20 protein-coding genes are annotated in these 21,360 nt (G+C 69.4%); 15 read left to right on the top strand and 5 right to left on the bottom strand.

Annotated features, from left to right (window positions below; all coding sequences use genetic code 11):
- The first annotated feature begins 39 nt into the window (after positions 1-39).
- The 4 genes from AC1DSC_RS14060 to AC1DSC_RS14045 all read left to right on the top strand — a co-directional run bounded on the left by AC1DSC_RS14060 (position 40) and on the right by AC1DSC_RS14045 (position 5,055).
- On the top strand, positions 40-1,575 hold the full coding sequence (locus AC1DSC_RS14060) for an ABC transporter ATP-binding protein (RefSeq protein WP_062365911.1): 1,536 nt from the start codon (positions 40-42) through the stop codon (positions 1,573-1,575).
- A complete protein-coding gene (locus tag AC1DSC_RS14055; protein ID WP_278879305.1) occupies positions 1,568-2,719 on the top strand; it encodes an ABC transporter permease in 1,152 nt (383 codons plus the stop codon). Before AC1DSC_RS14060 ends, AC1DSC_RS14055 begins: the two co-directional genes overlap by 8 nt.
- A gap of 193 nt (positions 2,720-2,912) precedes the next feature.
- A complete protein-coding gene (locus tag AC1DSC_RS14050) occupies positions 2,913-3,833 on the top strand; it encodes an ABC transporter permease (protein WP_015866677.1) in 921 nt (306 codons plus the stop codon).
- 49 nt (positions 3,834-3,882) lie between these two features.
- The gene (locus AC1DSC_RS14045; protein ID WP_015866676.1) at positions 3,883-5,055 is read left to right on the top strand and encodes a BMP family ABC transporter substrate-binding protein; all 1,173 of its coding nucleotides are present in this window, start codon (positions 3,883-3,885) and stop codon (positions 5,053-5,055) included.
- 48 nt (positions 5,056-5,103) lie between these two features.
- Here AC1DSC_RS14045 and AC1DSC_RS14040 read toward each other — a convergent pair whose 3' ends face one another.
- The gene (locus AC1DSC_RS14040) at positions 5,104-6,000 is read right to left on the bottom strand and encodes a LysR family transcriptional regulator (RefSeq protein ID WP_041945545.1); all 897 of its coding nucleotides are present in this window, start codon (positions 5,998-6,000) and stop codon (positions 5,104-5,106) included.
- 77 nt (positions 6,001-6,077) lie between these two features.
- On the opposite strand from AC1DSC_RS14040, the gene AC1DSC_RS14035 reads away from it, so the two are divergent.
- The 5 genes from AC1DSC_RS14035 to AC1DSC_RS14015 are packed head-to-tail and all read left to right on the top strand — an operon-like array spanning position 6,078 to position 11,068.
- Positions 6,078-6,950: an HpcH/HpaI aldolase/citrate lyase family protein gene (locus tag AC1DSC_RS14035; RefSeq protein ID WP_015866674.1), complete on the top strand. Its 873-nt coding sequence runs from the start codon at positions 6,078-6,080 to the stop codon at positions 6,948-6,950.
- Between the two features lie 33 nt (positions 6,951-6,983).
- A complete protein-coding gene (locus AC1DSC_RS14030; RefSeq protein ID WP_015866673.1) occupies positions 6,984-7,982 on the top strand; it encodes a tripartite tricarboxylate transporter substrate binding protein in 999 nt (332 codons plus the stop codon).
- An 18-nt stretch (positions 7,983-8,000) separates the two neighbouring features.
- The gene (locus AC1DSC_RS14025; protein WP_015866672.1) at positions 8,001-9,194 is read left to right on the top strand and encodes a CaiB/BaiF CoA transferase family protein; all 1,194 of its coding nucleotides are present in this window, start codon (positions 8,001-8,003) and stop codon (positions 9,192-9,194) included.
- Positions 9,195-9,203: 9 nt separating this feature from the next.
- Entirely contained in the window at positions 9,204-10,097 is an 894-nt protein-coding gene (locus AC1DSC_RS14020; protein ID WP_369663298.1) for an amidohydrolase family protein, read from the top strand.
- Positions 10,094-11,068, top strand: coding sequence for a Bug family tripartite tricarboxylate transporter substrate binding protein (locus AC1DSC_RS14015; RefSeq protein WP_369663297.1), 975 nt, complete (start codon positions 10,094-10,096; stop codon positions 11,066-11,068). The genes AC1DSC_RS14020 and AC1DSC_RS14015 overlap by 4 nt, the downstream gene beginning before the upstream one ends.
- A 25-nt stretch (positions 11,069-11,093) precedes the next feature.
- On the opposite strand, the gene AC1DSC_RS14010 is transcribed toward AC1DSC_RS14015, so the two are convergent.
- On the bottom strand, positions 11,094-12,251 hold the full coding sequence (locus AC1DSC_RS14010; protein ID WP_015866669.1) for a DJ-1/PfpI family protein: 1,158 nt from the start codon (positions 12,249-12,251) through the stop codon (positions 11,094-11,096).
- 47 nt (positions 12,252-12,298) lie between these two features.
- Here AC1DSC_RS14010 and AC1DSC_RS14005 point away from each other — a divergent pair, with 47 nt between their 5' ends.
- Both AC1DSC_RS14005 and AC1DSC_RS14000 read left to right on the top strand, forming a co-directional pair.
- The gene (locus tag AC1DSC_RS14005) at positions 12,299-13,297 is read left to right on the top strand and encodes a GlxA family transcriptional regulator (RefSeq protein ID WP_015866668.1); all 999 of its coding nucleotides are present in this window, start codon (positions 12,299-12,301) and stop codon (positions 13,295-13,297) included.
- Positions 13,284-14,468, top strand: coding sequence for a glycoside hydrolase 100 family protein (locus AC1DSC_RS14000; RefSeq protein ID WP_015866667.1), 1,185 nt, complete (start codon positions 13,284-13,286; stop codon positions 14,466-14,468). Before AC1DSC_RS14005 ends, AC1DSC_RS14000 begins: the two co-directional genes overlap by 14 nt.
- Positions 14,469-14,492: 24 nt before the next feature.
- On the opposite strand, the gene AC1DSC_RS13995 is transcribed toward AC1DSC_RS14000, so the two are convergent.
- A complete protein-coding gene (locus AC1DSC_RS13995; protein ID WP_015866666.1) occupies positions 14,493-15,506 on the bottom strand; it encodes a zinc-dependent alcohol dehydrogenase family protein in 1,014 nt (337 codons plus the stop codon).
- Positions 15,507-15,644: 138 nt separating this feature from the next.
- Between AC1DSC_RS13995 and AC1DSC_RS13990 the strand changes: the two genes are divergently transcribed.
- Positions 15,645-16,547, top strand: coding sequence for a LysR family transcriptional regulator (locus AC1DSC_RS13990; RefSeq protein ID WP_015866665.1), 903 nt, complete (start codon positions 15,645-15,647; stop codon positions 16,545-16,547).
- A gap of 21 nt (positions 16,548-16,568) precedes the next feature.
- Here AC1DSC_RS13990 and AC1DSC_RS13985 read toward each other — a convergent pair whose 3' ends face one another.
- On the bottom strand, positions 16,569-16,931 hold the full coding sequence (locus AC1DSC_RS13985) for a c-type cytochrome (protein ID WP_041945544.1): 363 nt from the start codon (positions 16,929-16,931) through the stop codon (positions 16,569-16,571).
- Positions 16,932-17,012: 81 nt separating this feature from the next.
- On the opposite strand from AC1DSC_RS13985, the gene AC1DSC_RS13980 reads away from it, so the two are divergent.
- Positions 17,013-18,074, top strand: coding sequence for an adenosine deaminase (locus AC1DSC_RS13980; protein WP_174545091.1), 1,062 nt, complete (start codon positions 17,013-17,015; stop codon positions 18,072-18,074).
- Here the strand turns inward: AC1DSC_RS13980 and AC1DSC_RS13975 are convergent.
- On the bottom strand, positions 18,035-19,348 hold the full coding sequence (locus AC1DSC_RS13975; protein WP_015866662.1) for an MFS transporter: 1,314 nt from the start codon (positions 19,346-19,348) through the stop codon (positions 18,035-18,037). The two genes, AC1DSC_RS13980 and AC1DSC_RS13975, sit on opposite strands and share 40 nt — an antisense overlap.
- A 97-nt stretch (positions 19,349-19,445) precedes the next feature.
- On the opposite strand from AC1DSC_RS13975, the gene AC1DSC_RS13970 reads away from it, so the two are divergent.
- Together AC1DSC_RS13970 and AC1DSC_RS13965 are read left to right on the top strand one after the other, a co-directional pair.
- Positions 19,446-20,393, top strand: coding sequence for a LysR substrate-binding domain-containing protein (locus AC1DSC_RS13970; protein WP_015866661.1), 948 nt, complete (start codon positions 19,446-19,448; stop codon positions 20,391-20,393).
- Between the two features lie 87 nt (positions 20,394-20,480).
- Positions 20,481-21,287: a helix-turn-helix domain-containing protein gene (locus tag AC1DSC_RS13965; protein WP_015866660.1), complete on the top strand. Its 807-nt coding sequence runs from the start codon at positions 20,481-20,483 to the stop codon at positions 21,285-21,287.
- The last annotated feature ends 73 nt before the right edge of the window (positions 21,288-21,360 follow it).

The following is a 21,360-nucleotide window of genomic DNA, read 5'->3' as shown; positions in this document are numbered from 1 at the left end:
CTTTGTTGCTGTTGAACGAGACAAACCCACGAACCCGGCATGACAACCCCCAGACTCCAGCTCGCGAACATCACCAAGCGCTACCCCGCGGTGGTGGCGAACAGCGACATCTCGCTGGCCGTGGCGCCCGGCGAGATCCATGCCGTGCTCGGCGAGAACGGCGCCGGCAAATCGACGCTGATGAAGATCATCTACGGCTCGGTCAAGCCCGACGAAGGCACGGTGGTCTTCGACGGCCAGGCGGTGAGCCTGCGCAATCCGCAGCAGGCGAGGGCGCTGGGCATCAGCATGGTGTTCCAGCACTTCAGCCTGTTCGACACGCTGACCGTGGCCGAGAACGTGTGGCTGGGCCTGGACAAGTCGCTGCAGCTGGCCGAGGTGGCGCGCAGCATCACGGCCAAGGCCAGCGAATACGGCCTGGACATCGATCCCTCGCGGCCGGTGCACACGCTGTCGGTGGGCGAGATGCAGCGGGTGGAAATCATCCGCGCGCTGCTCACCAACCCCAAGCTGCTGATCCTCGACGAGCCGACCTCGGTGCTCACGCCGCAGGCGGTCATCAAGCTCTTCGGCGTGCTCAACAAGCTGGCGTCAGAGGGCTGCAGCATCCTCTACATCAGCCACAAGCTGCACGAGATCCGCGAGCTGTGCACGGCCTGCACGGTGCTGCGCGGCGGCAAGGTCACGGGCGTGTGCAACCCGCAGGACGAAAGCAACGAATCGCTCTCGCGGCTGATGATCGGCAGCGAGCCGCCGCCGCTGCAGCACCGGCCGGTGCACGCGGGCGCGGTGGCGCTGCGCGTGAACGGGCTCACGCTGGCGCGCGAGGACCAGTTCGGCGTCGACCTCGACGGCATCTCGTTCGAGGTGCGCGCCGGCGAGGTGGTCGGCATTGCGGGCGTGTCCGGCAACGGGCAGAAGGAACTGCTCTACACGCTCTCGGGCGAGGACGTGCGCGCCGAGTCCGCCATGGTGCAGGTGTTCGGCAAGCCGGCCGGCCGGCTGCGGCCGCGCGCGCGGCGCGCAATGGGCCTGCACTTCGTGCCCGAGGAGCGGCTGGGCCGCGGCGCGGTGCCCACGCTCGGGCTTGCGCACAACCTGCTGCTCACGCGCGGCAATGCGGTAGGCAAGGGCGGCTGGATCCGCACCGGGGCGCTCGAAAAGCATGCAAAGGCCATCATCGAGCGCTTCAACGTCAAGGCCGGCGGGCCGAATGCCGCGGCGCGATCGCTCTCGGGCGGCAACCTGCAGAAATACATCGTCGGCCGCGAGATCGACGCCAACCCCAAGCTCTTCATCGTGTCGCAGCCGACCTGGGGCGTGGACGTGGGCGCGGCCGCGCTGATCCGCGGCGAGATCCTCGCGCTTCGCGACGCCGGCTGCGCGGTGCTGGTGGTGAGCGAAGAGCTCGACGAGCTGTTCGACATCAGCGACCGGCTGCACGTGATCGCCAAGGGCCGGCTGTCGCCTTCCGTCGACCGCGCGGCCGCCACGCTGCCGCAGATCGGCGAATGGATGAGCGGCCTCTGGGAGAAGAAAAAGAACAACAACATCAAGGAGGCGACCCATGCTTAAGCTCGAACCGCGCCCGGAGCTGTCGCGCTTCTGGACCTTCGCCTCGCCGATCCTCGCGCTGCTGATCACCGTGCTGATCGGCGTGGCGCTGTTCGCCGCGCTCGGCAAGGACCCGGTCAAGGGCCTCCTGGTGTTCTTCTACGAGCCGATCAAGAGCGGCTACGCGATCGGCGAACTCACGATCAAGGCGACGCCGCTGCTCATCATCGCGCTCGGGCTGGCGGTGTGCTTTCGCTCCAACGTCTGGAACATCGGCGCCGAGGGCCAGTTCGTGTTCGGCGCCATTGCCGCGGGCGGCGTCGCGCTGATGGCCGACAAGAGCACGGGCTCGTGGATCGTGGTGGCCATTCTCGTTGCGGGCACGGTCGGCGGCATGGTGTGGGCGGGCATCGTGGCCTTCCTGCGCGACCGGTTCAACGCCAACGAAATTCTCGTGAGCCTGATGCTGGTGTACGTGGCCACGCTGCTGCTGGGCTACATGGTGTTCGGCCCCTGGAAGGATCCGCAGGGCTACAACTTTCCGCAGTCGAAGACCTTCGAGGCCGTGACGCAGATCCCGCGGCTCTTCAAGGGTTCGCGCGTGAGCATCGGGCTGATCATCGCGCTGCTGGGCGTGGGCGCGCTCTGGGTGTTCCTGTTCCGCACGCGGGCTGGCTTTGCGCAGCAGGTCGGCGGGCTCGCGCCCGCGGCCGCGCGCTATGCGGGCTTCTCGGCACGGCGCGCCATCTGGATCGCGCTGCTGACCTCGGGCGGCGCGGCGGGCCTGGCCGGCGCGCTCGAAGTCGCCGGCCCGCTCGGCCAGCTCACGCCCTACGTGCCGGCCGGCTACGGCTTCGCGGCCATCATCGTGGCCTTCGTCGGCCGGCTGCATCCGGTGGGCATGGTGTTCTCGGCCATCCTCATGAGCATGTTCTACATCGGCGGCGAGCTCGCGCAGTCGCGCCTGGGCCTGCCCAAGTCGCTGACCGGCGTGTTCCAGGGTTTGCTGCTCTTCACGCTGCTGGCCTGCGACACCTTGATCGCCTACCGCATCCGCCGCAAGGCCGCGGCAAAAACGGCGGCTTCCACGGGAACGGCGAGTTCGCTGCAAGCCAGCACGCCGCTGACGGCGCCGGCCGTGCGTTCGACCGAAGGAGTGCTTTGAATGGCCCGCCGCACAACAGCAGCGTGCCCAGGTGCACAGGGCATCGGGTGCTCCCCGCAGCGAAATCAAGGAGGAGGGGGCGCAGCCCCCGGGGGACATTCGCGGAGGGGAGTACCCGGTGGCCTGTGCACGCGCCCCGAACACGAGCGCCCGAAGACAACCGAACAACGAAACGCACGGGGAAGCCACTGACATGGACAGCTACGCACTCCTCCTAGGCTCGACGCTGAGCGCCGGCACCGTGCTCGCCATCGCGGCACTGGGCCTCCTGATCAACGAGAAGGCCGGCATCGTCAACCTCGGCGCCGAGGGCATGATGCTCTGCGCCGCCATCGCCGGCTTTGCGACGGTCGTCATCACCCACAACCCCTGGCTCGGCTTCCTGGCCGGCATGGCGGCCGGTGCCCTGCTTGCCGCCTTCTTCGGCGTGCTGGTGATCTGGCTCAACACCAACCAGTACGCCACCGGCCTCGCGCTCAGCCTTTTCGGCGTCGGCTTCTCCGCCTTCGTGGGTATCAACTTCGTGCAGGCCAAGCTGCCCGAAAGCGTGTCGTACGCGGTGCCGGTGCTCGGCGACATCCCGCTCGTCGGGCCCGCGCTTTTCCGCCACCATCCCATGGTGTATTTCGCCGTGGTGCTGACCTTCGGCCTCATCTGGTTTCTCTACCGCACCCGCGCCGGGCTCGTGCTGCGCTCGGTGGGCGAGTCGCCCGAGTCGGCGCATGCGCTCGGCTATCCGGTGCGGCGCATCCGCTTCATGGCGGTGATCGCGGGCGGCGCGCTCTGTGGCCTGGCGGGGGCGTACCTGTCGACCGTCTATACGCCGCTATGGGTCGAGGGCATGGTCGCGGGCCGCGGCTGGATCGCGCTGGCGCTCACCACCTTCGCCACCTGGCGGCCGATCCGCGTGCTGCTGGGCGCCTACCTGTTCGGCGGCGTCTCGATGCTGGGCTTCCACCTGCAGAGCAGCGGCGTCGACGTGCCGCCGCAGTTCCTCAGCATGCTGCAGTACATCGCGCCCATCGTGGTGCTGGCGCTGATCTCGCGCAACCCGGCCTTCATCCGCATCAACATGCCCGCTTCGATCGGAAAACCGTTCTACCCCGGCTCATAATCTCGCTTCTCGATTTCCGCCAACCTGTCCTTTTTGAGGATTTCCGACAATGAATGATCTGAACAAGCGCTCCCTGCTCAAGCTGGCCGCCCTCACGGCGGTCGCTTCGGCGGCCCTGATCGGCTGCGGCAAGAAAGAGGAAGCGGCTGCACCGGCTGCAACCCCCGCGCCGGCGCCGGCACCCGCTGCCGCCGCTCCGGCACCGGCAGCGCCGCTCAACATCGCATTCGCATACATCGGCCCGGTGGGCGACGGCGGCTGGACCTTCGCGCACGACAACGGCCGCAAGGCGCTCGAGAAGGAATTCGGCGACAAGATCAAGACCACCTTCGTCGAGAGCGTGCCCGAGGGCGCCGACGCCGAGCGCGTGTTCCGCGACATGGTCGGCCAAGGCAACAAGCTGGTCTTCGGCACCACCTTCGGCTACATGGAGCCGATGCTCAAGGTGGCCGCCGACAGCAAGGACGTGAAGTTCGAGCATGCCACCGGCTACAAGACCGCCGAGAACATGCGCACCTACGACAGCCGCACCTACGAAGGCGCCTACATGGCCGGCGTCATTGCCGGCGCCATGACCAAGAGCAACACGCTCGGCGTGGTCGGCTCGGTGCCGATTCCCGAGGTGCTGCGCAACATCAACAGCTTCACGCTGGGCGCGCAGTCGGTCAACCCGAAGATCACGACCAAGGTGGTGTGGGTGAACGAATGGTTCAGCCCGCCCAAGGAAACCGAAGCCGCCACCGCCCTCATCAACGGCGGCGCCGACGTGCTGTTCCAGAACACCGACTCGCCGGCCGTGCTCAAGACCGCGCAGGAAAAGGGCAAGCGCGCCTTCGGCTGGGATTCCGACATGACCGCCTACGGCCCCAAGGCCCACCTGGCCTCGGCCACCATCAATTGGGCGCCGTACTACATCAAGGCCACGCAGGACGCACTCGACGGCAAGTGGGCCACGGGCCAGGCCTGGTGGGGCGTGAAGGAAGGCGCCATCGACCTCGTCTCGATCGCCGAGGACGTGCCGGCCGAAACCAAGGCCAAGGTCGAGGAAGTGAAGAAGGGCCTGAAGGACGGCAGCTTCGCGATCTGGAAGGGCCCGATCCTGGGCCAGGACGGCAAGGAAGTGGTCGCCAAGGATGCGGTGGCCGACGACAAGTTCCTGTCGGGCGTGAACTTCTACGTCAAGGGCGTGGAAGGCAAGGTGCCGGGCGGGGACAAGAAGTAAAGCGCTGCGCGCGCTTTGCATCAAAGGGTCGCCCGCGGGCGGCCCTTTTCATTTGTGGGCCGTGCCGCGCGGCTTCACTTCGGCCACCCTCCGCGCACTGTCGACAAAGCCCTGGATCAATCGCAGGCGCGGTGATGCGCGCTGCCACAGGACGCCGAAGCGCCGCGGCTCCGAAGGCAGCGGCAGCGCGATCTTCGCCACGCGCTGGCCGTCGAGCAGCGGCGAGGCGATGTCGGGCACCAGCGAGACGCCCAGGCCGCGGTCGACCATCATGGCAATGGCCAGCAGCGAACTCAGTTCGAAGCGCTCCTGCGGCACGATGCCCGCGGCGCGCAGGTAGCGGTCGGCCTGCTTGCCGCCGCCCAGGTTGCGGTCGTAGCGGATCAGCGGCGAGCTGCGCAGCAGTTCGTGCGGATCGCGCCGCGCAAGGCGGCTGGGCGCCAGCAGCACCAGCGGCTCCTCGCGCAGCAGCGACCAGTCGAAGGTCTTGGCAAGCACATACGGTGGATAGAGGCACACGGCCGCATCGAGATCGCCCTGCTGCACTGCCTTGTAGAGCGTGGCCGTGGTGCCCGACTGCAGGAACACCTTGACGCCCGGATGCGTCTTCACGAAGCGCGCAAGGATGTCCGGCAGCAGGCTGTGGATGGCCGTGTTGATGGTGCCGACCAGCAACTCGCCGCCGGCCGCGTCGCTGCCGAGCAGCGCCTTGATGTCGTTCACCTCGCGCAGCAGGTTGCGCGCCCGCTGCACCAGCTGGTGCCCGGCCTCGGTGGGCTGCACCGTGCGGCCGGCGCGCGCCAGGAGCGGGGCGCCGAGTTCGCGCTCCAGCGTGCGGATCTGCTGCGCCACGGCCGCGGGCGTCAGGTCGAGGCGGCGCGCGGCTTCCGACATGGAGCCCGACTCCACCACCAGAAGAAAGCTTTGCAGGTAGGCTGTTTCCATGAACGATAGATTTTCTATCATCTGATCATAGGGAGCCTGTGTTTTTTCGACCTCGTGAACCGCACACACTGCGGCGCATGAGAAGCAAACTCTTCGTTCCCGGCACGCGCCCCGAGCTGTTCGCCAAGGCGCTGGCCAGCGCGGCGGACAGCGTCTGTTTCGACCTGGAAGACGCGGTGTCCGAGCCGCGCAAGGGCGAGGCGCGCGACGCCGTGCGGCAGCTGCTGCTGCAGGGCGGCGGCACGGCCGCGTCGGGCAAGACCGTGATCGTTCGCGTCAACGCGATGGACACGCCGCATTTCGCGGAGGACGTTGTGGCCGTGGCGCAGCCCGGCGTGCACCTGATCAACATCCCGAAGCCCGAGAGCGCGGCCCATGTGCGCAGCGCGGTCGAGGCGATCGAACGCGCCGAGCGCACCAACGGCGTGGGCACGCCGATCGGCCTGCTGCTGAACATCGAGGCACCCGCGGCCTTGCGCACCGCCGCCGAGCTTGCGCTCGCGCATCCGCGCGTGGCGGGCCTGCAACTGGGCCTGGGCGACCTGTTCGAGCCGCTGGGCATTGCGCGGCGCGAGCCGGCTGCGATCCAGCAGGCGATGTTCGCGGTGCGCATGGCCGCGGGCGAGGCGGGCGTCTATGCCTACGACGGCGCGTTCGCGGACATCCGCGACGCCGACGGATTCCGCGCCGAAGCCATGCTCGCGCGCAACCTCGGCTTCCTCGGCAAGACCTGCATCCACCCGAGCCAGATCGCGATCGCCAACGAGGTGTTCCGTCCCACCGACGAGGAGATCGCGCACGCATGCAAGGTGGTCGAGGCCGCCCGCACGGCCGATGCCGGCGGCGTGGGCGCCTATGTGGTGGACGGAAAGATGATCGACATGCCTTTCGTGATCCGCGCGCGCGCCATCGTTGCGAGCGCGCGCAGCCTCGGCCTGCTGCCGGGCTGAGCCTTTTTCAAACAAGACCAGGAGACAAGACAGATGCACATTCACTCTCACTCGCCCCTTCGCCTGCGTTCGCTCGCCGTGGCCGCCTTCGCCGGCGGATTGCTGTTGAGCGGCGGCGCGTTCGCGCAGGCCGCGGGCTACCCGGGCAAGCCCGTCACCATCGTGGTGCCCTATCCGGCGGGCGGCTCGAACGACACCTTCGCGCGCCAGGTGGCCAAGGAACTGGGCGACGAGCTCAAGCAGCCGGTGATCATCGACAACCGTCCCGGCGCGAGCGGCAACACCGGCACCGGCCAGGTCGCCAAGGCCGCGCCCGACGGCTACACGCTGGTGGCCGTGTCCTCGAGCATGACGACCAACGCGGCCGTGCAGTCCAAGCTGCCCTTCGATCCGATCAACGGGCTGGCACCGGTGGCCATGTTCGCCAAGGGCCCCTTCATCGTCGCGGTGAACAACGAGTTTCCCGCCAAGACGCCCACCGAGCTGATCGCCGCCATCAAGGCCAGGCCGGGGCAGTACAACTATGCGTCGTCGGGTTCGGGCAGCGTCAACCAGTTCGGCACCGAACTGCTCAAGGCCAAGGTCGGCGACATGCAGATCACGCACATCCCGTACAAGGGCATGGGCCCGGCCGTGACCGACCTGGTCGGCAACCAGACGCAGCTCTTGATCTCCAGCGGTCCTTCGCTGCTGCCGATGGTGCGCGCGGGCAAGCTGCGCGCCGTGGGCATCACGAGCCTGAAGCCGAGCCCGATCGCGCCCGAGCTCATCCCGATGTCCACCGCCGTGCCGGGCTACGAGTTCGAGCTCTGGTGGGGCCTGCTGGCACCGGCCGGCACGCCGGCCGACGTGGTCGCCAAGCTCAACGCCGCTGTCAACAGGATCCTGGCCAAGCCCGAGATCGCGGCCAACTTCCTGCGCGAAGGCGCCATTGCCACGCCGCTCACGCCAAAGCAGTTCGGCGCGGTCATCGCCGAGGACGTCGAGCGCTGGAAGAAGCTCGCCAAACAGCAGAACATCACCGCCGACTGAGGAAGAAAGAACCGATCCATGAGCTTCGACACCCCGAACGACGACGCACGCCTGCCCGCACGCAGCGGCCCCACCGGCCCGCTCAGCGGCCTGCGCGTGCTCGACCTCAGTGCCTACATCGCGGGCCCGTACGGCTGCTCGCTGCTGGCGGACCAGGGGGCCGAAGTCATCAAGATCGAGCCGCCCACGGGCGACAACCTGCGCAAGTACCCGTCGACGCTCGAAGCCGAGAGCCGCGCCTTCATCGGCGTGAACCGCAGCAAGCTCGGCGTGGTGCTCGACCTGAAGAAGGCCGACGGCCTTGCCGCGCTGATGGCGCTGGTGCGCACGGCCGATGTGCTGGTGCACAACTTCAGGCCCAGCGTGCCGCCGCGGCTGGGCATCGCCTATGAACAGCTGAAGGAGATCAATCCGCGCCTGATCTATTGCAGCCTCACGGGCTATGGCGAAACCGGTCCGCTGCGCGAGAAGGCGGGCTACGACCAGGTGCTGCAGACCATGACCGGCATGTGCGCGCTGCAGGGCAAGCGCGGCGAGCCGCCCGAGATCATCTATGGCTCGGTGGTCGACTATTACGCGGCCGCGCTGGTGGCCGCGGGCGTGGCCTCGGCGCTGTACGAGCGCGAGAAAAGCGGCCAGGGCCAGTTCGTCGGCGTGTCGCTGCTGCGCTCCGCGCTCACGATGCAGTCGGCGCGCATGGTGTGGGCCGAGGGCGAGCCCAAGGACGTGGGGCGCGACATGCGCTCGGGCGGCATCACCGGCATCCATCCGACGCGCGAGGGGCATCTCTACATCTCGGCCAACACGCCGCATTTCTGGCGCGCGCTGTGCGACAAGGTGGGCCTGTCCGAACTCGCGGCCGACGAGCGCTACGACTCGGTGCGCAAGCGCGCGCAGCATTTTGCCGAGATCGTTCCGCTGCTGCGCGAGGCGCTGGCCGCACGCAGCGCGCTCGAGTGGGAGGAACTGTTCGGCGAGGAGGTGCCCTGCGCCGCAGCGCGCACGGTCGAGGACATGTTCGACAACGAGCAGGTGCTGGCCGAGGACATGGTGGCGACCTTCGCGCATCCCACGCTCGGCTCCTACCGCGGCTTCACGCGGCCGGTGCAGTTCGGCCGCACGCCCGGCCCGGAGCCCTTTGCGGCGCCCACGCTGGGGCAGCACACGCAGGCGGTGCTGGCGGCGCGCAAGGCCGCGGACGCGGCCGGCTGAACGACGCGCATGCAAGTTCCCCACAGCAGCGGCACGCGCAAGCCCGCCTGCACCGCGCCCGCGGGCGCCTGCGATGCGCACATGCATGTCTACGACCGCCGCTTCGCACTCCACGGCTCGCGCGATGCGATGGTCGACGACGCCACGGCCGCCGACTACCGCCTGCTGCAGCAGCGCATCGGCACCGAGCGCACGGTCGCCGTGCAGCCGCGCGTGCATGGCACCGACAACAGCGTGACGCTCGATGCCATTCGCACGCTCGGCGCGGCGCACACCCGCGGCGTGGCCGTGGTCCGGCCCGACGTGAGCGATGCCGAGCTCGAGCGCCTGCATGCGGGCGGCATCCGCGGCATCCGCTTCACGCTCTATACGGCCGCCAATGCGGCGACCGGCTTCGAAATGGTCGAGCCGCTCGCACAGCGCGTGCATGCGCTGGGCTGGCATGTGCAGTTGCACTGGAACGCCGACCAGATCGCCGGGCATGCGGCCCTGCTCGCGCGGCTGCCCTGCACGATCGTGTTCGACCACCTCGCGCGGCTGCCGCTGCCCGGTGCAATGGCGCATCCCGCGTTCGATGTCGTGAGCCGGCTGCGCGACAACGGCCGCACCTGGATCAAGCTCTCGGGCGCCTACCTCGATTCGAAATCCGGCGCCGCAGGCGGCTATGCAGACACGAGCGCCATCGCACAGGCCTGGGTCCGCCAGGCGCCGGAGCGCGTGGTGTGGGGCAGCGACTGGCCGCATCCGACCGAGCCTGCGGCCGCCAAGCCCGACGACGCGCTGCTGTTCGACCTGCTGGGCCAATGGGTTCCGGACGAGGCCCAGCGCCGCCGCGTGCTCGTCGACAACCCCGCGCTGCTGTACGACTTTCCTGAAACGACGAAGACCGAGACGACCGAATGACGAAGAAGAAGCGCATCCTGAAATCGCTGGCCGCACTGGCCGCACTGGCTGCCTGCGTGCCGCTGCTGGGCTGGGCCGCGTGGCCCGAGAAGCCGATCCGCATGGTGGTGCCGTACGCCGCGGGCGGCGGCGCCGACAACACCGCGCGCGTCGTCGCGCAGCAGTTGAGCATCGCGCTCGGCCAGCAGATCGTCATCGACAACCGGCCGGGCGCAGGCGGCGTGATCGGCGAGGACAACGTGGCCAAGGCGCCCGCCGACGGCTACACCGTGCTCTACGACGCCTCGGCGTTCTCGGTGAACCCGTCGCTGCGCAAGCTGCCTTTCGATGCCGCGAAAGACTTCATCCCGGTGTCGCTGGTGGCCACCGCGCCGCAGATCCTCGTCGTGCCTGCCACGGCGCCGTACCAGACGGTGGCGCAGTTCCTCGACTTCGCGCGCAAGAACCCCGGCAAGCTGAGCTTTGCCTCGGCGGGTGGCGGCACCGGCTCGCACCTGGCGGGCGAGGCGCTGAACGAGCAGGCCAGGCTCAGCCTCATGCACGTGCCCTACAAGGGCGGCGCACCCGCGCTGACCGACGTGATGGGCGAGCAGGTGTCGGCCTACTTCGGCAACGTGGCGTCGGCGCTCGGCTACGTGCAGTCGGGCAAGCTGCGCGCGCTGGCCGTGAGTTCTGCCAAGCGCGTGCCTGGCCTGCCCGACACGCCGACGCTCGCCGAGTCGGGCCTGCCGGGCTACAACGTGGTCGAGTGGAACGGCGTGTTTCTTCCCAAGGGCACGCCGCCCGACGTCGTGCAGCGGCTCGGCAAGGCGGTGCAGGCTGCCGTCAACGAGCCGCAGGTCAAGCAGAAGCTGCTGCAGCTTGGCCTGGAACCCGCCGGCACCACGCCGGAGGCCTTTGCGAAGTTCGTGCAGAACGAGACGGGGCGCGTGGGCGCGCTGGTGAAGGCGCGCAACATCCGGGTCGATTGAATCCGGCCTTCTTCCCTTCTTCTCTTCATGCAGCCGGCCGCCCACCCCCGCAGGCTGCTGCAACCGAGGCCGCCGGGTATTCCATCTCCAGCATGACCCAGTCGCGCCGCGCCGCGCCATAGCGCTCGCCGATCTCGCACAGCGTGCGGTCCAGCTGCGGCACCGGCTTCAGCGACGAAGAGAGCGGCAGGCGCTCCGTTCCTTCGCGGGGCGGCTGCGCCAGCAGCACCAGCCCGCTGCGCAGCCTGACCGGGCCCGCGGCCGATGCGGCATCGACGCCGATGTGCCCGGTGCGCGTCCACGCATCGACGGCCAGCGCCAGGGCGATGTCGTCGGCGCCGTCCTGCACATCCACGCGCCAATGCTCGCCGCGCCAGAACGCGGCCTTGTTGAGCAGGAAATCCACCCTGCGGCCGGTGTCCAGGTAGAACGGCGAACTGTCGTGCACCGGCGTCCATGAAGCCACGCCGAGTTCCGTTGCAAGGGCCCTGGCTTTCTCTGGCCCGCCGATCGCCTCCACCAGCGCCAGCATGGCCGGCACCGAGGCGGTGATGCCGGTGGTGGTGGCAACCCCGCGGTCCACCACGTAGCGCTGGTGCGGCACGTAGCTGGCGCCGGGGTGGCGTTCGAGCAGCGTGCTGCGGTCGTACCAGTGGCCCGCGAAGCGCCGGCCGTCGAGCAGGCCGGCGCGGCCGACCACGCGCGCGCCCGAGCAGACGCCGATCACCCGTGCACCGCGCGCCGCCTGCTGCTGGAGCCAGGCCGCCACCTCAGGGTTGTCGTCGGCGATCATCGCCGGCACGATCACGTAGTCGGGCCCTGCGGGATGAAGCCGGTCGAATGCGGCAAAGTCCTGCGCGCCATCGACCTCGAGTGCGGGATACAGGCTCACGCGCCCCGCGCGCGGCGCCACGATCCGCACCTCGGCCACATCGGCGCGCCGGAGCACCGCATGCGGCAGCAGCAGGTCGGTCATCTCGGTGCCTTCGTTCAGCGCGAGCACGGCCACCACGGGCCGGCCGGCGCGAAGCGGCTTCAGCGCCTCGACGAAGGCCTGCTTCTCGCGCTCGCTGCGCGCCGCATCGGCCGGCGCGGGCGGCAGCGGCGGCGCGCCCCCCGTGCAGCCCGCCAGCGCAAAGGCTGCAATACTTGCACCGATCAGCGCTCCTATCGATCTCCACATGGCCATTCCCCTGTCGACTTGATGATGACGATGCCCAGAGATTACGAATGCCCACCCTGACCCGCAAGGACGAAGAAACCGCGGTTTCTGCCAGCGACGTGGTGCTGGTGGTGTTCGACGGCGTTGAGGTGATCGACGTCGCCGGCCCGGCCAGCGTGTTCAGCAAGGCCGAGCAGATGCATCCCGGCAGCTACCGCCTGCACATCGCATCGCCGGCCGGCGGCACCGTGTCGACGAACGGCGGCCTGAGCTTTTCGGGCACCAGCAGCCTGCAGCAGCTGCCCGCGTCGATCGACACGCTGATCGTCGCCGGCGGCGACGAGCCGGCGGTGCGCGCGGCCATCCTCGAGCAGCGCATCGGTGCCTGGCTACGCCAAGTGGCGCCGCGCACGCGCCGCATGGCGAGCGTGTGCAGCGGCGCCTTCGCGCTGGCCGCGGCGGGCCTGCTCGACGGCCGCGAGGCCACCACGCACTGGCGCGTGTGCGACCAGCTGCAGGCGCTGCGGCCGCAGGTGCGGGTGCAGCGCGAGCGCATCTACGTGCACGACGGGCCGGTGTGGACCTCGGCCGGCGTCACCACCGGCATCGAGCTTGCGCTTGCGCTGGTCGAGGACGACCTCGGCCATGCCGTGTCGATGGAAATCGCCCGCACGCTGGCGCTGCCGATGCTGCGCGGCGGGGCGCAGCCGCAGCTGACGCAGGCGCTCCAGGCGCAGGCCTCGGCCAGCCACCGCCTGCGCGAACTGGTGGCGTGGATCGGCACGCATCCGCAGGACGACCTGTCGGTCGAGGCCCTGGCCGAGCGCGTGCAGATGAGCCCGAGAAACTTCGCGCGCGCCTTCGCGGCCGAGACCGGCTGCACGCCGGCGCGCTTTGTCGAACAGGTCCGCGTGGCCGCCGCCGCGCAGCTGCTGCGCCAGACGCGGTGGCCGCAGGACCGCATCGCGAGCCGCAGCGGCTTCCGCTCGGTGGACGCGCTGCAGCGCGCCTTCGCGCGGCAGCACGGCCTGACGCCGCAAGCCTATCGAACCCATGACGACACCTGACGCCACTTCCCTTGCACTGATCGACGACTGTTCCCAAGCTTCGCTGCAACTGCTGGAACGCAACCTCACGCCGCACGGCATCCTGGCCGCCACCCGCACCGAGGCCGCCGTGGCGCGGCGCTACACGCGCATCTTCGGGCGCGACGCGGCCATCTGCGTGATGGCCATGTGCGGCAGCGCCGTGCCCGCGCTGGAGCAGGGCGCCGTCGCCAGCCTCGACGCGCTGGCCGCGCAGCAGGCGGCCAACGGCCAGATTCCCAAGTACGTCGACCCCGATGGCCAGGATGCCGACTTCTGGTACCTGGGCTGCATCGACGCCACGCTGTGGTGGCTGATCGCGGTGGACCACGTGCGCCGCCACGGCCAGGTCGGCGCCACGCACTGGCACGCCGAGGTGCAGCGCGCGATCGGCTGGCTGCTGGCGCAGGAGCACCAGCACTTCCGGCTGCTGCAGCAGAACGAGGCCAGCGACTGGGCCGACATCATGCCGCGCTCGGGCTATGTGCTCTACACCAACGCGCTCTGGTACGAGGTGAAGCGCCGCTTCGCGCTGGACGATGCCGAGGCGACGCAGCACCACTTCAACCACCTGTTCAATCCATTCCAGCAGGATCTGCCCGAATACCACCGCGCCCGGCTGCTGCGGCACTACGCGCGCCGCGGCCGGACCGACCCGGGCCTGTACCTGAGCTTCGTCAACCTGTCCTTCGTCGGCAACGAGGGCGACGTGTTCGGCAACGTGCTGGCCATCCAGGGCGGGCTGGCCGATTCGGAGATGGCGAACCGCATCGTCCGCACCATTGCCGCGGCGCGCGCCTGCGACCCGTACCCGGTGCGCGTGGTGCTGCATCCGCTGACGCGCGAGCATGCGCTGTGGCGGCCCTACATGGCGCGCCACCAGCAGAACGTGGTGCACCAGTACCACAACGGCGGCATCTGGCCATTCGTGGGCGGCTTCTGGGTGATGGCGCTGGCTCGCCTCGGGCTGCACGACATGGCCTGGCCCGAGCTCGCGCGCCTTGCGCATGTGAACCAGCTCGGCGGCTGGCGATTTACCGAGTGGTTCCACGGCCGCACGCTGGTGCCGATGGGCATGGCCGGCCAGAGCTGGAACGCCGCGGCCTTTCTGCTCGCCCGGCGTGCGCTGGAGGGCAGCGGGGCGGCCTGGTGACGGCTTGCGCTCTGGTCCGATCGATCAGACCGTGAGCACGATCTTGCCGATGTGACCGGCGCGTTCGAGATACTCATGGGCTTGCACCACCTCGTCGAGCGCAAAGCGGCGGTCGATGCGCATCTGCAGGGCACCGCTGGTCAGGCCTTCATCGACGAAGGCCAGCGCACGGCCTAGCGCAGCTTCGTCGCGCGGCAAGCCCATGGTGGCCGAGCCGGTGAATTCCAGCACCGTGTAGACATGGAAGCGCCAGCTCTTGCGGAACTGCGCAAGCACGGGGTAGCTGAACTCCGCGCCGCCGGAGAGCCCGTACAGCACGTACCAGCCGCGCTGTGCGACGGCGCCGCCGAGCCGTTCCAGCTGCGGACCGCCCACGCCGTCGTACACCAGGTCGGCCCCGCGGCCACCGGTCAGCGCCAGGACGCGCTCCACCACGTCTTCGTCTTGCGTCACCACCACGTGGGCCGCGCCAGCATCCCGCAATGCCTGGCGCTTGGCCGCCGTGCGCGTGGTCGCGATGGCGAGGAGGCCCGCCGCGCGCGCCATCTGCAGCGCCGCAATGCCCGTGCTGGATGACGCACCCGTCACCAGCACCGTCTGGCCGCGCTGCAGGCGGGCCATCTCGAACATCGGGAAATAGCCCGTCAGGTAGGCCATGTAGGCACCGGCGGCCTGCTCGGCCGAGAGCTTGCCGGGGTAGCGCACCACATGCGAGGCCGGAAAAAGAATGCGCTCGCCATAGGTGGGATACAAGCCCTGGTTGGCTCCGGGCAGCAGCGCGACGCGGTCGCCCACGCTCAGGCCATCGACACCCGCGCCCACTGCTTCGATGAGGCCGGCGGCCTCATTGCCGAGACCGGCCGGCAGGATCGGGTCCTCGATGTACTGGTTCTGGCGCCACAGCGCGTCGGCCCAATTCAGGCCGATCGCCTGCACCGCGATGCGCACTTCGCCGGCGCCAGGCTCTGGCGTCGCAACCTGTTCGACCTTCAGAACATCGGCGCCGCCGAAGCGGTGAAAGCGAACCATCCTGCCCATACAAGAATCTCCTTGAAAAAAGCCGGCAGCCCCGAATGAAGCGGCCGAAGGCATCAATCTAGAAGCCGCAGCGCCATCAAGGAAATCGATTCATAGGATATTCGCTATGCATGGAATCGATGACTTCAAGGCGCCTGGATGAAACCGATCGAACTCAGCCGGATTGACCTCAACCTGCTCACCGTGCTGGCGGCCCTCATGCGCGAGCGGCACGTCAGCCGGGCTGCGCAGCGGCTGCACCTGGGACAGCCGGCCGTGAGCCACGCGCTGGCGCGGCTGCGCGAGCTCACGGGCGATCCGCTGCTGGTGCGCCAGGGGCGGGTGATGGAGCCGACCGAACGGGCACTGGCGCTGATGCAGGGACTGGGTCCGGCGCTCGAGCAGATCGAGGCCACGTTCCGCGCGCAGGCGGATTTCGAGCCCGCGCGCGCCGCGCCGGTGTTTCGCATCGGGCTCACCGACGACCTGCAGATCGCGATGCTGCCGCGGCTGCTTCGCGCGCTCAGCGTGGAAGCACCCCGCGCCAGGCTGGTGACCCTGACGGTCTGCTACCGCAACGCCGCGCGCTATCTCGACGAAGGGCAGGTCAGCGCGGTCATGACCTTCCTGAAGGATCTGCCGGCGGGTGCCAAGATACGCAAGGTCCGCACGGCACGCTTTGCGCTGCTGCGCGCCGACACCGCGGCCGCAAGACTGACGCTCGACGACTATTGCCGGCGGCGGCACGTGCTCGTGACCTACGCGGGCGACCTGTGCGGCACCGTCGACGAGACACTGAACGAACTCGGCCGGCAGCGCGAGGTGGCCTTCTCGGTGCCGCAGTTCGGCAGCCTGCCGGCCGTGCTCGCGGGCACCGAGCTCCTGGCCACGGTGCCGGAGCATGTGGCGCTGGCGCTGTCGGCGCAGGGCGGGCTTCGCTGCGAGGCGCTGCCGTTCGAGAGTCCGAGCTACCAGATCAAGCTGGCCTGGCGCGCCGTGACCGACAAGGACGCGGCGGAGACATGGCTGCGCAGGGCGATGCTGCGGGCGTTCAACGACTGACGCGCTGACCGCGGCCGCGCTTCATGGCGGCGGCTGCGAAAGAACCCACCCGGCCAGCGCCTTCGCCTCTTCATCGCTCAGCTGCGGCTGGCGGGGCATGATGACGCGCCCCCAGGTGCCCACGCTGCCGCCCTGAATCTTTGCGGCCAGCCGCGAGGGCGCCGCCGCGTCGCCGCGGTAGCGCTCGGCGATCTGCGCGAAGCCGGGGCCGACCTGCTTTCGGAGCATGCCGTGGCAGGCGAGGCAGCCGTGGTCGCGGGCCAGTGCCTGCGCCCCGTCGACAGTGCCGGCGAATGCCGGCGCGGACATCAGCAGCGAAACCCGCAGCGCGAGCGACAGAAGTTTCCGCCTGTTGCGCGATGGACGTTTTGAAATGAGAGGCATGGGCCCTATACGTTCTGGCGCATCTCCCTCGGGGCGGCTGCGCTTATGCTGTGCGGAAATCACAACGCCGATTTTCCCACCATGACCGACTACCGCCCCGTCTTCGACCAGAGCTTCGGCAAGATCGCCGCCGAGCGCCTGCCCGAACTGCTGCGCGCCATGCCCAAGGCCGAGCTGCACATGCACATCGAAGGCTCGCTCGAACCCGAGCTGATCTTCGCGCTCGCGCAGCGCAACGGCGTGGCCCTGCCGTACGCCAGCGTCGAAGCGCTGCGCCGCGCCTACGCCTTCACCAACCTGCAGAGCTTTCTCGACATCTACTACGCCGGCGCCAGCGTGCTGCTGAAGGAGCAGGACTTCTACGACATGGCCTGGGCCTACCTGGAGCGCGCCGCGGCCGACAACGTGGTGCGCACCGAAATGTTCTTCGACCCGCAGACGCACACCGCGCGCGGCGTGCCGATGGAGACGGTCGTCCACGGCCTGCACCGCGCATGCGCGGATGCAGAGGCGAAGCTCGGCGTGAGCGCGGCGCTGATCCTGTGCTTCCTGCGCCACCTGAGCGAGGAAGAGGCCTTCGAAACGCTGGAGCAGGCGCTGCCGTTCCGCGACAAGTTCATCGGCGTGGGCCTCGATTCGAGCGAGGTCGGCCATCCGCCCGAGAAGTTCGCGCGCGTGTTCGCGCGCTGCCGCGAGCTGGGCTTCCATCTTGTCGCACACGCGGGCGAGGAAGGCCCGCCGGCCTACGTGTGGAGCGCGCTCGACGTGCTCAAGGTCGAGCGCGTCGACCACGGCGTGCAGAGCGCAAAGGACCCGGCGCTGATGAAGCGGCTCGCGCAGGACCGCATTCCGCTCACCGTGTGTCCGCTCTCCAACCTCAAGCTCTGCGTGTTCCCCGACCTGGCGCAGCACAACCTGGGCGCGCTGCTCGACGCGGGGCTGGTGGCCACCGTCAATTCGGACGACCCGGCCTACTTCGGCGGCTACATGAACCAGAACTTCACCCAGACCTTCGCTGCCACCGGGCTCGGCGTGCAGCAGGCCTGGCAGCTCGCGGCCAACAGCTTCGAAGGCAGCTTCATCGACGCCGCCGCCAAGCGCGCCTACGTCGACCGGCTCAACGCCGTCTTCGCGAGCTTCTGACCGGCCGCGGCGGCCCGCGGCACCAGCAGCGGCATCGCCACCAGCGCGCAGGCGCTGGCCGCAAGCCACACCAGCGGCCAGCCCTGCAGCGCGAGCAGGTGCGGGATGGAGAAGGGCGTGATGAAGCACACCAGGAACACGCTGGTGTTCGCCATGCCGAGGGCGGTGCCCGCGCGGGCCGCGCCGGCCAGCGTGGCCAGTTCCGTGTAGGCCACGCCGTGCCAGGCCGATACGCAGACGCCGCTGGCCGCGAGCAGCCCCACCAGTGCCATGCGCAGCGCCGCTGAATCGGCCGCGTGCGTGCCCGCCGCCATCACCAGCATCGCGAGCCCTGCGAACAGCAGCACGCTGAGGGCGCTGCAGGCGCGCAGATAGGCGGGGCGGTTGCGGCGGCGGTCGGTCCAGCGGCCGCTCCATACGCGCATCGCCATCGCGCCGACCTGCACGAAGACCATGGTGGCCGTGATGGTTGCAAGGCCCGCATGGCCGAAGTCGTGCAGGAACACCGTGCCGAAGGACAGCACCGCGAACTGCGGCGCGCACAGGATGCCGATGCCCAGCACGATGCACCAGACGCGGGCATCGCGCAGCGGGCCGCTCTTCTTCGGCATGGCCGCGGCTTCGGCAACATCGGCCCTGGTGCGCGGCGCGTCCGGCGCAACAGGGGGCTCATGCACCCAGGCCCAGCTCATGGCTGCGCTCAGCGCGCACAGCACCGCCAGCAGGCCGTAGAGCGCGGCAAAGCCGAAGTGCAATGCGACGAACGGCAGCACCAGCGCGCCGATGCCGCCGCCCAGCGGCACCGCGGTCTGGCGGATGCTCATCGCAAGCCCGCGCTCGCCGGCGTCGAACCACGTCATCACCGCGCGGCCGCTCGCGCCGTTGACGCTGCCGCCCAGCAGGCCCACCAGCAGCAGGCCGGCGCCGAGCCAGCCGAGGCCCGGGATGTGCTGCGCGCTGGGCGCGGCCCAGAGCGCCATCGCCACGAGTGCGATGGCGGTGCTGCCAAGACCCGTGAGCAGCACCGGCCGGTCGCCCCAGCGGTCGGTCAGCAGTCCCCACGGCAGCTCACTGACCGCGATGCCCAGGCCCATGAGGCCGAGCACGAGGCCGAGCGTGGCGTTGTCGAGCTGGTAGCCGGTGCGCATCAGCACCGCGGTCATCGGGATGCCGCTGAAGGCCACGGAGAACGCCGCGTTGGCAGCCACGCCGGCGGCCAGCACCTTCCAGCGGTGGCGCGGGGAACAGGAAGGGGAGGAGGGCGAATGGATCATGTTGCGGTGCAGTGTCCGCCGTTGCAAAGATCCTGAAAATCAGAAAATAATGAGCCAATCGTCCCAAAAAACAGGACGATCAACGAAGGGTGGATCCATGTCCCAGGTGATGTTCGATCTCGATGTGCTGCGCAGTTTTTCCACTGGCATCGCGCTGGGCAGTTATGCGCGCGCGGCCGACCGGCTGGGCCGCTCCACATCGGCCGTGAGCGCGCAGCTCAAGAAACTGGAGGCGCAGGCCGGCACCGCGCTGTTCCGCAAGGCCGGCCGCGGGCTGGAGCTCACCGACGCGGGCGAAACGCTGCTGGCCTATGCCCACCGCATGCTCGAACTCAACGAAGAAGCGGGTGCCGCCATGCGCGGTGCAGACCTGCAGGGCTGGGTGCGGCTCGGCCTGCAGGAAGACTTCGGCGAAACGCTGCTGCCCGCGGTGCTCGGCCGCTTTGCGCGCGCGCATCCCAAGGTGCGCATCGAGGCCTGCGTGGCGCGCAGCGCCGAACTGCGCGAACGGCTCGAACTTCGGCAGCTCGACCTGGCGCTGATGTGGGACACCGGCGAGCAGATGACGCCGCACGGCGAGCGCGTGGCGCGGCTGCCGCTGCAATGGATCGGCCCGAGGTCGCCCGATGCGCTCGACGCGGCCTGGTGGAAGGAGCGCGAGCGCCGCGGCAGCAGCGTGCGCAAGTCGAAGGAGCCGCTGCCGCTGGTGCTGCTCGATGCGCCATGCCCGCTGCGCGAGATCGTGGTGGCCGCGCTCGACCGCGCCGGCACGCCGTGGCGCCATGCGTTCACGAGCGCCAGCCTGGCCGCGCTGTGGGCCGCCACCTCGGCCGGGCTGGGCCTGTCGGTGCGCACACCCTTCGGCCTGCCCGCGCATGTGCGTGCCATCGACCGCGCGGCCATCGGCCTGCCGGCGCTGCCGCAGATGTCGCTGATGCTCTATCGCGCGCAGGCCGCGGCCGAGGCGCCGGTCGCCCGGCTCGATGCGCTGCTGCTGGAGGCCGTGCGCGAGCATGTGCAGGCGGAGCCGGCGCAGCTTCATTGAGCCGCACCGGGCACAATCCCGTAGCCCTCGCGCCGTGCCGATGCATGAGAATTCGTCGCCGGAGACAAGACAAAAAAGAGACACGGCATGACCACGCAGCAAAACTTCCTGCACCTCTGGGACGACAGGTTTCTCTACATCACGCCGGCGATCCAGTCGGGGCTCACGGCGCGCTCGTCGGCGACGCTGCTGGCGTCGGTCAGCGGCCATCCGTTCATGCTCGAGGCGCTCGACGGCACGCGCGTGCACTGCACCGCCGCGCTGGTGGCCCCGCATGTGTCGCGCCGGCTCGACGTCGATGGTTGCGGGCTGCTGTCGCTCAACCTCGATCCGGCATCGAGCGCCTACCGCATGCTCGCGCGCTGCATGGGCGGGCACGGCATCGAGCCGATCGATGCGCGCTGCTTCGGCAAGCTGCGCGACGACTTCGAACCCGCGCAGCGCGGGCTGCTTGGCGACGCCCGGCTGCAGTCGCTCAGCGCCAGGATGGTCGAGGCGATCACCGGATGCCCGGAGCTCGTGGCGCCGATCGACCGGCGCATCGAGCGCGTGCTGCAGGCCATCCGCGAACACGCCGGCCAGATCCCGCTGAAGAAGCTCTCGGCCGTGGCCTGCCTCTCGCCCGACCGGCTGACGCATCTCTTTGCCGAGCAGGTGGGCGTGTCGGTCAAGCGCTATGCGCTGTGGACCAAGGTGCGGCGCACGGTGCAGCAGTTCACCGGGCATCGGCCGCTCACCGACGTGGCGTTGGTCAGCGGCTTCACCGATGCGGCGCACATGAGCCGCACCTTCCAGCGCTACTTCGGGCTGCCGCCGTCGTTTCTCGCGAGCCGGGTGCATGTGACGGCGGACGCGCAGGCCTCGCACGCCTGGGGCCACGCGACCGTCCACTGAGCGGCGCGCATGACAGCGGCTGCGTTCAAGCCGCGGCCTGTCTCCCTGCGTAGGCTGCAGGTGCTCCATCAAG

This window comes from Variovorax sp. 01N425 (assembly GCF_056399465.1).
Note: the sequence above shows the minus strand (reverse complement) of the source record. Positions and strands in the feature narration are given on the sequence as shown.